This window comes from Zobellia laminariae (genome assembly GCF_030553095.1).
Classification (GTDB): domain Bacteria; phylum Bacteroidota; class Bacteroidia; order Flavobacteriales; family Flavobacteriaceae; genus Zobellia; species Zobellia laminariae.
Genome location: NZ_CP130738.1, coordinates 1,726,864 through 1,742,366, shown reverse-complemented (window position 1 = coordinate 1,742,366; position 15,503 = coordinate 1,726,864). Strand labels below are relative to the sequence as shown.

Below are 15,503 nucleotides of genomic sequence, written 5' to 3'. Positions count from 1 at the left end.
AAATACTTCATGGTATATTATAGTTTTATTTTACCAGTAGATACGTTGTCTGCCATGATAAGGGCATTATAAGCATTTACAATTTTTCCTGAGGTTGAAACTTCATCCAAGGTAGCCGTTTTAGCAGCATCACCACTCAAGATTACTTTTGTTGTTGGTGCAAGACCAGACTCCATAATGATATGCTTTACTTGAGAAGCGGTCAATTTTGGATAGTAAGAACGAATTAAAGCAGCAACACCGGCAACTGCAGGAGCAGCCATAGAAGTACCTCCTTGAAATTCATATTCGTTACCTGGCATTGATGAATATATTTCATCGCCTGTAGGCAAAAACATCAACATTTATATCTCCGTAATTAGAGAAAGAAGCAACCATTTGAGAACCGTATTTAGAAGATAATGCACCTACTGTAAGAACATTGTCTGCAATTTCAGGACCGTTGTCTACTTGATCATTTGGAAAGTTAGGGTTAGCAGGATTATCTAAATCTGCACCTTCATTACCTGCTGCATGTACAAAAAGAACATCTTTATCCGCCGCATATTTAATGGCATCATAAACCCATTGAGCTTCAGGAGAAAAAGATTTTCCAAAACTACCGTTAATAACTTTGGCTCCGTTATCTACCGCATAGCGAATACCTAAAGCAATGTCTTTATCATATTCATCACCGTTTGGAACGGCACGTATACTCATAATTGCAACATTATTGGCAACCCCATTTGCGCCAATACCATTATTACGTTTTGCACCTATAATACCAGCAACATGTGTACCATGGCTTTCATCTTCTTGACGATTCTGTGGGTTTCCGTTACCGTAACCAAGGTCATTAATGTCATAAGGATCATCACCTACTTCTTTACGACCGTTAAAATCTACATTGTAGTTGTAGTTCAATTGATCAGAGAAATGTTTGATACCCGCTTCAACTTGTTCTAGAACCTCAGGAATAGAGTCTTCGTAACTCAACATTTGAGTTAATATGGCAATATTTTGCTGCATAGCCGCATCTGGTGTTTCGATTCCTGCTAAGTCTTTTGCAGTGTAAAGGTCTTTTCCTAATTCCTTTTTAACCGCATCATCGGCATTCTTAACAGTTTGAAAAATTTGCTCATACTGTTGTTTTTGTTGACTCGCTGTCTGGTATTCCGCATCAACCTTTGTTTTGGCTCTTGCTTGTAATTTAGCATCGCCTAACTTTAATCTTACAATACGGGTAGCTTCTAGTTGCTCGTTATATGATTCGCCTAAAAAGTTGTATCCGTGAATATCATCTACATAACCATTCTTATCATTGTCTATGCCATCACCTGCTTTTTCCCCTTTATTGGTCCAGATTACATCGGCTAAATCTTCATGCTTTAAATCCATACCAGAATCAAGAACGGCAACAATAACCGTTTCACCCTTTCTGTTCTTAATAATTTCAGAATAAGCCTTATCAACGCTCATACCATAATAGTATCGGAAACAAGGTCTAAATGACCCCAATTCTTTTTCTGGGCATCGGTTAAATCGGATATTTTTAAAGGAGTAGTATCAATATTTTCAATTGGAGTAGATACTAACGCTGTAGAGCCACAACCCATAAGAACAAGAGCGGCAGATAAACCTAATAAAGGTTTTGAAAAAAATGAAGTCATATAATTGAATTGAGTTTAGTGTTTGTTTTTAGCCATAAAACTAGAGAAGGTAACTTATTAAAAAGGGGCTTTATTTGCCCGTGAACCAACTTAGTAGTTTAACATAAATGGCTGCAAAGGTAAGATTTGGCACAATTTTTTAACCAAATCATAATGTTTTTATGATTTTTTTATCGGAAAATGGTTTGTTATTTCTAAGAATTGGAACAAAACCACAACTATTTTTATACTGTTGAAACTATTTGTTTTTAGTATGATGAATTTTCCAAGCCTGGCCTCTAGGAAAAAATATAATTATCCCTAATAACACAAAATACGGATAAAAATGTGATTTCGTATACGATATAATTTCTCCCTTTATCCGTTTTTTTAAATTGCTCTCCTAAATTACTTCAATTAAAAACTTGATCAAAGGTGTAGATTTCATTTAATCTCACTCCCTTTTCGGTTTGTTTAAGAGTACATAGCTGATTGTGTGCATCATGCTCAAAAAACAGTATATATTCTTCCTGAACAGCTTTGTTTAGAAACAGTTCTTTTTCTGCGAGGGTTAAAAGAGGTCTGGTATCATAACCCATTACATAAGGCAAAGGAATATGTCCTACGGTGGGTAAAAGATCGGCCATAAATACCAATTGTTTTCCTTTATATGAAATCTGAGGCAACATCTGCTTGTCTGTATGGCCATCTACAAAGTGAAATCCAAAACCTAATTCTGACTCACTCTGGAACTTGTCAGATGTTCTTTCAATGAATTTCAGCTGTCCGCTTTCTTGCATCGGTAGAAGGTTTTCCTTCAAAAAGGAAGCTTTTTCACGTGCATTGGGTTCCGTAGCCCACTTCCAGTGGTCTTCGTTCGTCCAGAACGTAGCATTTTTGAACGCGGGTTCATAACCCGTTCTGTCTTTGTTCCATTGAATACATCCTCCGCAATGGTCAAAATGCAGGTGTGTTAAGAAGACATCGGTAATATCGTCCCGATGAAATCCCAATTTCTTAAGAGAGCTATCAATAGAATGGTTTCCCCAAAGGTTGTAATAGCCAAAAAACTTATCGGGCTGTTTGTTACCCATTCCTGTATCAATCAAAATAAGCCTATTACCATCTTCAATGAGCAGGCTGCGCGCGGCGATATCTATTTGATTGTTGGCATCTGCGGGGTTCGTACGTTGCCAAATAGCCTTTGGTACTACGCCAAACATAGCACCACCATCTAGTTTAAAATTTCCTGTTTCTATGGGGTATAGTTTCATCTATTGCAATTAAGAATAACAAAGTATTAAAAGCGCTATAGATATTTGAACGATAGCTATTTATTGGGTTTTTTTTAACAAGTACAGATCAATTTTTGTTGTTTTTTAGCCGTTGCTCTTGATTGGATTTTGTAGCGAGAATAAGTTGAGTTTTTACGAAAAAACTGACTTTTAGTTTATGTGATTTTTAATTTGGAAACCTATGGAAGAATTTTTAAATCATTTGAGTGAGCACTTCAGGTTGCCACTGGACAATCCTGTTTTAATATTTTCCTTAATTCTTTTCATCATACTTCTGGCGCCCATATTGCTGAGCAAGATTCGTGTACCCGGAATTATTGGTCTCATTCTATCGGGAATCATTATTGGCCCCCATGGCTTACAGCTGTTGGAAGAAGGCCTTTTTGTACAAGTCTTTTCTACCATTGGTCTCTTATATATTATGTTCATTGCCGGATTGGAATTGGACATTAATGAGTTTAGGGCGTACAGAAACAAAAGTTTACTTTTTGGTCTTCTAACCTTTAGTATTCCTTTGATTGTAGGTTTTCCGGTTTGCCACTATATTTTAGGATATGGTGTGGATGCTAGTTTTTTGACAGCAAGTATGTTTTCTACACATACCTTGGTGACTTATCCTATAGTGAGTAGGATTGGGGTTTCTAAAAATCAGGCTGTGGCCATAACGGTAGGGGGAACTATATTGACAGACACTGCCGTTCTGCTCATTTTGGCAGTCATTATGGGGTCTCATGAAGGTAATTTAGGTTTAGCATTCTGGGTTAAGATGATTGTTTCCCTCATTGTCTTTTCATTGATAATGTTCAAGATAGTTCCCAAAATAGCTGCTTGGTTCTTTAAGAAAATGCAGACCGAAAAACACTCGCATTACATTTTTGTGTTAGCTATTATTTTCTTTGCTGCTTTTCTAGCGGAAGTTGCAGGATTTGAACCCATAATAGGTGCGTTTGTATCAGGTTTAGCATTAAATAGGCTTATACCGCACTCATCCGCTCTTATGAACCGCATAGAGTTTATTGGTAACTCACTCTTCATTCCATTTTTTCTAATTAGTGTGGGTATGTTGGTAGATGTAAAGGTTATTCTTAGCGGTCCCATGGCACTTGTTATAGCTGCTACACTAACAGTGGTGTCAATTTTTGGGAAATGGTTAGCTGCTTTTGTGACGCAACTGGTATATAAATATTCCATTAATCAACGTAATTTGATTTTTGGACTTAGTAGTGCCCATGCCGCGGCAACGTTAGCGGTAATCCTTGGTGGGTTATAAAGCGAAAATATTAGATAGCAATATCTTAAACGGAACCGTAATTCTTATACTTTTTACCTGCATCATAGCTTCGTTTGTTACAGAGAAAGCGGCAAAACGGATTGTTGTTGATTCAGAGGCCGAAGAATTTGACGAGCAAGCAACAACAAGTTTCTTTAAAAATGAGCATATATTAATGCCAATTGCGAATCCCGCTAATATGGACAAGTCCTTAGAGTTCGCGATTTTAATAAAGGATAAAAAATCTACACACCCCATTACTATTCTAACGGTAGTACCAAACAACATTCAAGCAGAAAAAAATATTATGAAATCCAAGGAGCGTTTAGAGCTTTTGGTAAAAGAAGCAACAGCTGCAGAAACTGTAGCCAATTTAGCGGCAACCATAGACCTCAACCCCGCTGCGGGAATTGTGCGTACAGCGCGTGAAACTATGGTAGATACTATTATAATGGGTTGGCCAGAAAACACAGGATTCATAGAAAAATTGGTTGGCGAAAAGATGGATAGTGTATTGAACCAAACCGATAAAATATTATTTATCTGTCATTTTCACATGCCCTTAACCAACCATAGACGTATACTTTTAGCAGTTCCAAAATTATCGGAAAGGGAAAAAGGATTCAAGCAATGGGTAGACAAAATTGTATTACTAGCTTCTGAAATAAGTGTACCCGTAATGATGTATTGTAACGATGATACCGAAAAGTATATAAAAGAGTATTTAACAAGCAGAAAGATTAAGTTATCCCTTACGTTTAATAACCTGACCAATTGGGATGACTTTTTAATAATCTCTAAAGAAATTCAGGTTAATGACCTTTTTATTCTAGTTTCTGCCCGTAAAGGAAGCGTTTCTCATATAGGGGCATTAGATAATATTCCAAAAAAATTAGAAGGATACTTCAACTCTTATAGTAGAATAATTATTTACCCATAAGCTTAAAGAGAGGTATTCTTCAGGGTGTGTCGGGAGTCAAAATACAGAAGAGTTAAGAATACATCAGTAATACCAGCACATTTAATTTTCTCGAAGTATTTTATAAACCAAATCCTTTGTTAGTTGGTGCCCGTTAGCTTTTTTACGAATCTCATCATAACTGAATCTAAAATAGCAACCAGCTTTATATTCACTGCAACCATAAGCCGTTTTCCCTTTTAAAATAGTGCCTTTGTTACATTTTGGGCAAATATTTTCTTCTGAATTGGTTGCCGAAACCTTAACATTTTTAGGAGGTAACTGTTTTTTAGGCTCTAACTTTAGTTTAAAATCATCATCAAATCTAACAAGTCCTTCAATAGCGGCATCATTCACTTTAAAGCCCTTTAAATTTACGGTAGACCCTTTTTGTAATAATCTTACGTACTGTTTTTCTGAAATGGTTTTACCCTCAAATTTAAATGGAATAACAAAGTCACAGGTCTTTTTAAATTCGGAACAACCATAGGCTGTTTTCCCTTTAAGGAGTAACCCATTCTTACATTTCGGACATTTTTCTGATGTTATTCCCGAGGTTTTCTTGGTTACTTTTTTCTTTGCACCAGCAGGTTTATTATTTACGGATGAAATATTTGCTTTTTTGGTTTCACTTCGTACTTCGTACACCAACGATCTACCATTTGTTTCATCTGTTTAATGAAACTTCCAGCACTAAACGTTCCTTTTTCAATGTCTTTTAACTGCTTTTCCCATTTACCAGTGAGCTCAGCAGATTTTAATAATTCATTTTGAATGGTGTCTATTAGTTGAATACCAATAACTGTTGGGATTACTTGTTTCTTATTTCGTTTTATATATTTTCTTCGAAATAAGGTTTCAATAATATTGGCACGAGTAGAAGGACGGCCAATACCGTTTTCTTTCATAATCTCGCGAAGCTCGTCATCATCAACCTGTTTCCCTGCAGTTTCCATAGCACGTAGGAGGGAGGCCTCGGTAAACTGATTTGGTGGCTTGGTCTGTTTTTCTAAAAACGAAGGTTCGTGCGGTCCCTTTTCACCCTTAACGAAAGTTGGTAGTATTCCAGGTTCTTTAGAAGGAGAATCTGGAGTTTCAAAAACAACACGCCAACCTTTTTCTAAAATCTCTTTTCCTGTGGTTTTAAACTTTACTTTTTCGGCCTTACCAATTACTGTAGTGTTTGAGACTTTACAATCTGGATAAAACACGGCAATAAAACGGCGCACAATAATATTGTAAACCTGTTGCTGGTTGTATTGCAAATTCATTTGCTGGCCGGTAGGTATTATTGCATGGTGATCCGTTACTTTGCTATCATCAAAGATCTTTTTAGTCTTCTTTAATTTTTTACTGTGCAAAGGCGCTGTTAAAGCTGCGTAATTGGTTAGTTTTTGAAGTATTCCCGGTATTTTTGGGTATACATCGTTTGGTAAAAACGTGGTATCTACTCTAGGATAAGTAACAACTTTTTGCTCGTATAGTTTTTGGACAATCTTTAAGGTTTCATCTGCAGAAAATCCAAACTTCGTGTTACAATAGACCTGTAAACCGGTTAAATCAAACAGTTTTGGTGCGTATTCGTTTCCTGCCTTCTTTGTAATAGATACAATTTCAAAATCGTGTTCTTTTACAATTGTTGCTAATTTCTCTCCGTCTTCAACTTTAAGAAAACGCCCTTCTTCATAGCTAAATAGAGTATCACGATAAAGGGTTTGCAATTCCCAGTACGGTTGTGGTTTAAAATTTTCTATTTCCTTAAACCGGTTAACTAACATAGCCAATGTTGGCGTTTGCACACGACCAACAGATAATACTTGTTTGTAACCACCATGTTTTAATGTGTATAGACGGGTGGCATTCATACCCAAAAGCCAATCTCCAATGGCACGCGAAAAACCTGCGTAATACAAATTGTCGTAATCTTCAGATGGCTTTAGGTTATTAAAACCCTCTTTTATGGCTTCGGTAGTAAGCGAAGAAATCCAAAGTCTTTCAACCTTACCCTTATAATTTGCTTGATTTAAAACCCAACGTTGTATTAGCTCTCCTTCTTGCCCGGCATCACCACAGTTTATAACAACATCTGCTTTATCAAACAACTGTTTTATAATTTTAAACTGTTTAGTAATACCAGAATCTTTAGAGACTTTAGTTTCAAAGCGTTCTGGAAGCATGGGTAAATTGTTTAAATCCCAGCTTTTCCAATGTGGCTTGTAATCGTTTGGTTCCTTAAGTGTACAAAGGTGTCCAAAAGTATAAGTTACGGCATAGCCATTGCCTTCATAATACCCATCACGTTTGGTGTTACACCCAAGAACGGAAGCAATTTCTCTTGCTACAGATGGTTTTTCGGCTATGCAGACTTTCATTTAATATGCAGAAATTTAATAATGCGAAGTTAGTTATAAACCGTATTGTGATTATGAGCTGACGACAACTGTACTGCTGACCAACTCACAAAGTTGCTTACTGAAATAGAGCATTGCTTTAATTTCAGTAACACTAAGTAGCCTTTCTTTCTTAAGAATTAAAAGGGATGAGCCATTAGATTCTATATGATAGTAAGGGTTACTTTCTAGAAACAAAATTAACTCATCGGTGAATAATGCTTTAATATTTTCAGGATTTTCTCCGCTTAGGTAGAATCTTTTATTAAAATCTGGATGATTATCAAGGTCAATGTCTTTAAAACCTGCCAAGCTATATTTAAAGTCCAAAAGGCCTTCTTTATCTAAGGTGAAAACAGGAATCTCCTCTTCTAATTGCATATGCATTACAGTGGTTTTTACTACCTCATAGGCAATAAAAGCACCTTCTGTAAACTCTACATCAAACAAGTTGTATTTTCCTTGTTTGTCAGAAAGGGTGTTGTAGATATATGGAATTTGACGTCTTCTAAAGAAAACAAAGCTATTTAAGAACTTAGTTTTTTTGTTTTTCTTAGCGTTATAGGTCCACTTAAGCTCTTTTGCGGTGCTTTCTAATAAGCCTTGTCGTTTGGTAAAATACCGACCAATTTGTTTTAGTTTATTTATTGGAAGCACTTTTCGAATCGCGAAAGGATGTGTTGAATCTGCACCATGTTTGTCAAGACCAATTATTTCTACGCTACCTCCTTTTTTAGCAAAAGTCTCGGCGTAGTTTTCCAAACCTTCCATAGCCGTATGATCTACAAAAGTACAGAGAGAGAAATCTAAAATTACGTTCTCGGTTTCTGGAATAACGTCTAGTTTGTTCTTCAACTTATAGAAATTCAGGAAGTTACAGAAGTACTTAATACTCACATAAAAATTTCCGCCATCGTTTTCTTTAAACAGAAGCACGTTTGGTTTTGAAATATGGCTAAGAAACAAGGATAAACTTTTGTTTATTAGTACATGAACAATAAAAGTCACCAAAATTCCAACGGTTATACCCGTAATTAAATTGGTAAATAATGTAGTTAGTAATGTGGCCAAGAATATGAGAATTTGCTCTTTACCAATCTTAGCAATTTTTTGAAGGGTTTTAGGTGTTGCTAACTTATAACCTGTAAACACTAAAATTGCTGCTAATGCCGCTAAGGGAATCCTCCGTAATTGATCTTGAAATAGCAAAATAAAGATTACCAAAAAGAGCGCGTGAAATAAATTGGCAGAGCGATTTGTAGCCCCGTTATTTACGTTTACGGAACTTCTTGCAATAACGGTTACTACATTCAACCCACCTACTAAACCGCTTAGTGTTGTTGCAAGGCCAAGAGCCTTAAGGTCTTTGTTTACATTGGAACGCCTACTAAGAGGATCCAGCTTATCAACTGCTTTAATACTCAGTAAGGATTCAATACTAGCAATTAATGTTATCGCAAAAACAACAACGATAAAATCTGTTTCTAAAACTTTAGAGAAATCAGGAAAAGCCATGTTTCTAATGGCATCATCTGGTATGTTCACCAAATATTCAGGACTCATTGGGTATGGAGCATCTGTCCAAACAAAGAAGTAACTAAAGCCTATGGATAGAATTAAAATCCACATTGGGGCTGGCACTAAATGAAAGTAAGGGTTTCGTATTTTAGCATAGAATACCATAATTAGTAAACTAATGATACCAATGGCCGCAGCAATAAGCATACTACTATCAGGATTTTGAAATAGCGCAACAATGGCCAAAGGTATTTTTGCTAAAAGAGCAATAATACTTCCAGAAGCTTCATTGTTTCCAACCATTATATGAAACTGCTTTGATAAAATCCCGAGTCCTATTGCGGCAAGCATTCCCTCAATTGCCGAAGCAGGAAAAAAATCGGCTAACCGTCCTAGTTTCAGGAACCCTAAGAGTAACATTAAAATACCTGAAAAAACAATGGCTGCAAGGGTAAATAAATAACCTTGATACATATCACCACCACCAAGAGTTGTAATAGCACCCAAGAGTACAATAACCAATCCATTACCCGGACCGGTAATAGTGACGTTAGAACCACCTAAAATAGAGACTACCAAACCACCAACTACTGCTGCAATAATACCTGATATAGGTGGAGCTTCACTAGCTAAAGCTAAACCCAAACCTAATGGCAGGGCAATAAGAGACACGACAAAACCAGAAAATAAATTTTTAGGAAGCGCTTTTATAAAAGTTTTGGTTGGACTGGTTTTTGGAATCAATTAGTTTTTCTTATGATTAAAAGGTCGGTTGGTAAATCTGAAAGTATATATTCAATATCATGCGGAAACAAACGGTCTAAAAAACCGGTTTTAGAAGGGGCGTTCATAATTAAAAGATCGGCCCTAACTACTTCTGCATAATGCCCAATAGAATACCCTCTTTTACCAAAGATACTTTGTGTTTTTACGGTAATATTATCTGTTAGATATGGAGGTAGGCCATTAATGATTTTACGTACTCTAGATTCTTCGCGATGTTTTAAGCGTTCCTTCATAAGGTTCGCTTTTTTAAGCGATCGATCATCTTCTACAGTTACGTGTATTTCTTTTTGTAATATCTCTTCTACGATGGTCAATTGCTGTGCGCCAAAGGCATTGGCAGCATAAAAAGCATTGGTTATGGCAAAATGGGTTTCAGGAGCATCAAGGCCATTTACAACAATATGCTTACAAGGTACTCGCTCTGCGGATGGTTTTATAAGAAGCAAAACAGAACAACATACTTTACGGGTTAGTTTTCTGGCTATGGAACCCACATAAAACTGAAACATGTTTTCATTTTGCATGGCACCAAGAATCAATAAATCAATTTTTGATGTTGTACATGTACTTGAAATCACACTATATGGATCACCACTTTCCCATTGAATTTCTACTTCTAAATTTTGATGCGCCGTTTGCTTAAGAATCTCATTAATTTGATTCGATTTCTCCAATGACTTTTCTCCTACATGTAATAATATCAGCTTCGCGCCAAAAAAAATTGCGATACGCGCAGTTTCAATCACATTTACCTTCAAAGAAGGAGAGAAAGCAAAGCCAAATAAAATAGTTTTAAACGGTTGTAGTTCTGAAGCCATGATTGTATAATGGGAGCCCAATATAGCATAATAATAAAAAAGGAATATCTTGACTTATTGAATTCTATTTTTTGAGATAAAATAGTTATTTTTCAAGCTTAATGAAAAAGCTATGGTAGAACTTGCAGGAATCATCATTTTAGGAATATTAGCGCAGTGGTTTGCATGGCGTTTAAAGTTGCCTGCAATTCTTCCTTTAATCCTAATTGGGCTGCTAGTAGGGCCAATTGCCTCTTTGTACACTGTTGATGGGCAAAAACTTATAGAGCCTATCTGGAATGGAGAAATAGGACTCTTCCTGGTGATTCGCTCTACTATTTTGTTTCACTTGCAATAAGTATTATTCTTTTTGAAGGTGGGTTAACTCTAAAACGTTCGGAAATTAGAAATGTAGGCCCAGTAATTACAAAGTTAATTACGTTAGGGTCACTGGTCACATTTGTATGTGCCGGTATTGCCGCGCACTATATTTTTGGGTTGAGCTGGCAGGTTTCTTTCTTGTTTTCGGCTTTAATTATTGTTACAGGGCCTACCGTAATAACACCTATTTTGAGAAATATACCTTTAAAAAAAGATGTTTCGGCCGTATTGAAATGGGAAGGAATATTAATAGATCCTATAGGAGCTTTAGCAGCCGTATTGGTTTTTGAATTCATAAGTGTAGGAGAGGGGAAAGCCTATACCATAACAGCTTTAATAGAATTCGGGAAGATTTTACTCTTCGGTTTCACGTTTGGTTTCACATTTGCACATGCACTGACCTTTGCTATCAAAAAGAATTTTATTCCACATTATTTATTGAACGTGGCATCGCTTTCTACAGTGCTTCTTGTTTTTGTAATGTCAGATTCTTTTGCACATGAATCAGGGCTTTTAGCAGTCGTGGTTATGGGTATGGTTATGGGTAATACGGAACTTCCTAATATTAAAGAACTTCTATATTTCAAAGAATCACTGAGCATTTTATTGATTTCTATCCTATTTATTTTATTGGCCGCAAATATTAATATTTCTGACCTTGAATTGATTTTTAACTGGAGAACCGCAGCGCTATTTGCTATTATTGTTTTTGTAATTAGACCACTGGGCGTCTTTTTAAGTTCGTCCGGTTCAAACCTGAAATTCAATGAAAAACTTTTTATTGGGTGGGTCGGACCAAGAGGTATCGTTGCTGCTGGTATTGCTTCACTATTTGGTTCTAAGCTGCTCGCTAAAGGAGAGCCTGGGGCAGAATTTATTACACCTCTAGTATTTATGATTGTATTGGGTACGGTTCTCTTGAACGCTACTACGGCTCGTCTGTTTGCAAAAGCAGTAGGTGTATTTTTGACCAAATCAGAAGGCATACTAATTATCGGGGCATCAAAAGCATCTCGTCTTATTGCCGACTATCTGAATAAGAACAGCCGTCATGTAGTTTTGATTGATAATAACCAGACGAACATAAACAAGGCCAAGAAATTAGGGCTTGAGGCTTTTACGGCAAATATTTATTCCGATACGTTAACTGATAATATAGAACTCAATGATGTGGGGTATCTTATGGCATTAACGGGTAACTCAGAGATTAACAAGTACGCGGTAAATAATTTTAGTAAAGATTTTGGAGCGAACGGTTCTTTCAGGTTGGTAAATGCCGATGAAATGAATAACCCGGAAAACAATCCTAAAGAAGGGCTGTTCTCACATACCGATGACTTTATTAAATTAACGGAAACCGCACGAAAGTTTCCTGCAGTGCATGAGATAGAGTTAAAGGATAAAGAGCATTACGAGGCATTGATAGAGATTACTAAAGCTGATGAGAATATAGTGCCTATCTTCTTAAAAACACCAAAAGGCGATTTACAGATTATTTCTAGTTTTAGCACTGATTTTGAGGATATCACAGACAAATACCGATTGGTTTACTTAGGTAAGGTATTTGATGTTGACGAGACTGAGGACGAAGTTGAAATTGACCAAAAAGAGGAAGAATAGCCAAAGATAATAGGGCGCACTTCTACTTTAATATTTTTAAAATTCTTCTTGAATAAAACTCAAGGACTAGCCTGAAAACGGCATAGTCTTGTAAACGAATATATCTATATCATCTTGCTTCACTTCTAAGTATTCATCTCCTGCAAGGCTATAAAAATGGATAGATGATTCCCTTTTGATTTTATCTTCTAGAAGATTTATATCTATCTCACCACTTTCTTGTTGCCAAATAAATATGGAGTTCTGTTCCGTAGGAATCGTTCTGTGTTTTGCGTTAAAATGGGCTATATACGTGGTCATTTTTTGCGAAATAGTTTTACACTATTAAAACAGATACTAGGATTAAAAATTGCCCAAAAATTGAAATATTTGTAAGAAAAAGAATATTTCCGCGTAGGAATAACAGAAATATTTGATTTAGAATAATTTACATTGAACACTATTTTGTAAAGGGTGTTGCATAGAATTTTTTGGTCAATCGTGTTATGGCAATATTCTAAAGTGTGAGACGTTTTATTATCACTTAACCTAATTACTATTTTAACAAAATTTATTATGAAAAAACTGTTTTTATTTTTTGCATTAGCGGCCACAGTAGCATTTACCAGTTGTTCAAAAGATGAAGACGATTTTGATGCCATTGTGGGTACTTGGTTATCTGACTCAAGCAATACAACGAATGAAGCTCAGTGGGTCTTTAAAACGGACTTAAGTGGGGAATACAAAGAAATGACGAATGATGAATTAGTTTTAGAAACTACATTTACTTGGATGAAATCAGAAGACTCATATATTGTTGAATTTGCCGATGATGAAGGAACTGATACGTATACTATAGGAAAAGTATTAGGTAACACCACACTTATGGAAGGTGATAATATTTTAGCTACAAAGGAGTAGCATTATAAAAGATGATACAAAAAAATCCCTTGTTCTTTCGAGCAAGGGATTTTTTTAATCATTTAGTTTTAACACTGCCATAAAAGCTTCTTGAGGCACTTCTACGTTACCAACTTGGCGCATACGTTTTTTACCTTTTTTCTGCTTCTCTAACAACTTACGTTTTCTAGAAATGTCACCACCATAACATTTTGCGGTTACATCTTTACGTAAGGCTTTGGTAGTTTCTCTAGATATTATTTTTGCGCCAATAGCAGCTTGGATCGGAATATCAAATTGCTGTCTTGGTATTAGTTCCTTTAACTTTGAGCAGATCTTCTTACCAATGTTCACCGCATTGTCTGCATGAAGTAAAGCGGAAAGTGCATCTACGGGCTGTGAATTTAATAAAATATCTACACGTACTAATTTAGAAGGACGCATTCCTATTGGAGCGTAATCAAAAGAAGCATATCCTTTTGAAACGGTTTTTAATCGGTCATAGAAATCAAAAACAATTTCCGCCAATGGCATGTCAAAAGTAAGCTCAACACGTTCTGTTGTTAAATACGTCTGATTGGTAATCACCCCTCTTTTTTCAATACACAAAGACATTACGTTACCTACAAAATCGGCTTTAGTAATAATCGTTGCTTTTATATAAGGTTCCTCTACATGATCAATGCTTGACGGGTCAGGCAAATCTGTAGGATTATTTACAACAAGTGGTTTATCAGGGTTTTTACGCGTAAATGCATGATAACTTACGTTGGGTACGGTAGTAATTACGGTCATATTAAATTCCCGCTCTAAACGCTCTTGAATAATTTCCATGTGAAGCATTCCTAAGAAACCACATCTAAATCCAAAACCAAGAGCGGCACTACTTTCAGGAGCAAATACAAGAGAAGCATCGTTCAATTGTAATTTTTCCATTGAAGAACGTAATTCTTCAAACTCATCTGTGTCTACAGGGTAAATACCAGCAAAAACCATTGGCTTTACGTCTTCAAAACCTGCTATGGGATTTTTTGTAGGATTAGCGGAATCAGTAATAGTATCACCAACTTTCACCTCGCGAGCATCTTTAATACCCGTAATCAAATAACCTACATCACCAGCTTTTACACTCTTCTTTACTTCTTGTGTCAACTTTAGGGTTCCTACTTCATCAGCGTAGTAATCTTTGTCAGTAGCTACAAATTTTATTTTTTGTCCTTTTTTAATTTCGCCGTTAATTACCCTAAAATAGGTTTCAACACCACGAAACGGATTGTATACAGAATCAAAAACAAGTGCTTGTAAAGATTCATCAACATTACCCGTAGGCGCAGGAATACGCTCAATAACGGCAGCTAATATTTCTTCTATGCCAATTCCGGTTTTTGCACTCGCCGGGATAACCTCTTCGGCCTTACAGCCTAAAAGTTCCACAATATCATCAGTAACTTCTTCAGGGTTGGCACTAGGTAAATCTACCTTATTTAAAACAGGAATGATTTCTAAATCATTTTCTAAAGCCAAGTATAAATTAGAAATGGTCTGCGCTTGAATACTCTGTGCAGCATCTACAACTAAAAGAGCACCTTCACAGGCAGCAATTGATCGAGACACCTCATAAGAGAAATCAACATGACCAGGGGTGTCTATTAAATTAAGAATATATTCTTCACCCTTATAAATATATTCCATCTGAATGGCATGGCTCTTTATAGTAATGCCACGCTCTCGCTCTAGGTCCATACTGTCTAAAAGCTGCTCTTTCTTCTCTCGGTCAGTTACAGAGCCAGTAAATTCTAACAAACGGTCAGCCAAGGTACTTTTACCGTGGTCAATATGGGCGATGATACAAAAGTTTCTTATGTTTTTCATTGATGGTAAGCTCATTTAAGCAAGCAAATTCTATTACGTATAAGTGGGTAAAGATACGTTATTTTAATCCTGTATCATCAAAGCGTATATAGGCATGGTATTTTATGGC

At 36.2% G+C, this 15,503-nt stretch carries 8 protein-coding genes and 3 pseudogenes; 4 read left to right on the top strand and 7 right to left on the bottom strand.

The features are described 5' to 3' along the window. Positions 1 to 17: 17 nt before the first annotated feature. Together Q5W13_RS08265 and Q5W13_RS08260 are read right to left on the bottom strand one after the other, a co-directional pair. Positions 18 to 1,649, bottom strand: a pseudogene (locus Q5W13_RS08265) (S8 family peptidase). Between the two features lie 392 nt (positions 1,650 to 2,041). Continuing rightward, positions 2,042 to 2,902 (bottom strand): MBL fold metallo-hydrolase, encoded by an 861-nt coding sequence (locus Q5W13_RS08260; RefSeq protein ID WP_155595349.1) that lies wholly within the window; start codon positions 2,900 to 2,902, stop codon positions 2,042 to 2,044. Between the two features lie 202 nt (positions 2,903 to 3,104). Between Q5W13_RS08260 and Q5W13_RS08255 the strand changes: the two genes are divergently transcribed. Together Q5W13_RS08255 and Q5W13_RS08250 are read left to right on the top strand one after the other, a co-directional pair. Further along, entirely contained in the window at positions 3,105 to 4,193 is a 1,089-nt protein-coding gene (locus tag Q5W13_RS08255) for a cation:proton antiporter (RefSeq protein ID WP_304445972.1), read from the top strand. Then, the gene (locus Q5W13_RS08250) at positions 4,183 to 5,133 is read left to right on the top strand and encodes a universal stress protein (RefSeq protein WP_304445971.1); all 951 of its coding nucleotides are present in this window, start codon (positions 4,183 to 4,185) and stop codon (positions 5,131 to 5,133) included. The genes Q5W13_RS08255 and Q5W13_RS08250 overlap by 11 nt, the downstream gene beginning before the upstream one ends. An 81-nt stretch (positions 5,134 to 5,214) precedes the next feature. Here Q5W13_RS08250 and Q5W13_RS08245 read toward each other — a convergent pair. From Q5W13_RS08245 to Q5W13_RS08235, 3 genes and pseudogenes are all read right to left on the bottom strand, one after another. Next, positions 5,215 to 7,523, bottom strand: a pseudogene (locus Q5W13_RS08245) (type IA DNA topoisomerase). Between the two features lie 51 nt (positions 7,524 to 7,574). After that, positions 7,575 to 9,803 carry a SulP family inorganic anion transporter gene (locus Q5W13_RS08240; protein WP_304445970.1) on the bottom strand — a complete coding sequence of 743 codons (2,229 nt, stop codon included), beginning with the start codon at positions 9,801 to 9,803 and terminating at the stop codon, positions 7,575 to 7,577. After that, positions 9,800 to 10,663, bottom strand: coding sequence for a universal stress protein (locus Q5W13_RS08235; protein ID WP_304445969.1), 864 nt, complete (start codon positions 10,661 to 10,663; stop codon positions 9,800 to 9,802). The genes Q5W13_RS08240 and Q5W13_RS08235 overlap by 4 nt, the downstream gene beginning before the upstream one ends. Positions 10,664 to 10,775: 112 nt before the next feature. On the opposite strand from Q5W13_RS08235, the pseudogene Q5W13_RS08230 reads away from it, so the two are divergent. Further along, positions 10,776 to 12,643: pseudogene (locus tag Q5W13_RS08230) on the top strand (cation:proton antiporter). A gap of 66 nt (positions 12,644 to 12,709) precedes the next feature. Here Q5W13_RS08230 and Q5W13_RS08225 read toward each other — a convergent pair. Further along, entirely contained in the window at positions 12,710 to 12,943 is a 234-nt protein-coding gene (locus tag Q5W13_RS08225; protein ID WP_304445968.1) for a GTP-binding protein LepA, read from the bottom strand. A 255-nt stretch (positions 12,944 to 13,198) separates the two neighbouring features. Here Q5W13_RS08225 and Q5W13_RS08220 point away from each other — a divergent pair, with 255 nt between their 5' ends. Next, positions 13,199 to 13,543, top strand: coding sequence for a hypothetical protein (locus Q5W13_RS08220; protein WP_304445967.1), 345 nt, complete (start codon positions 13,199 to 13,201; stop codon positions 13,541 to 13,543). A gap of 54 nt (positions 13,544 to 13,597) precedes the next feature. On the opposite strand, the gene lepA is transcribed toward Q5W13_RS08220, so the two are convergent. Continuing rightward, positions 13,598 to 15,394: a translation elongation factor 4 gene (gene lepA, locus Q5W13_RS08215; protein ID WP_155595357.1), complete on the bottom strand. Its 1,797-nt coding sequence runs from the start codon at positions 15,392 to 15,394 to the stop codon at positions 13,598 to 13,600. Positions 15,395 to 15,503: the final 109 nt, after the last annotated feature.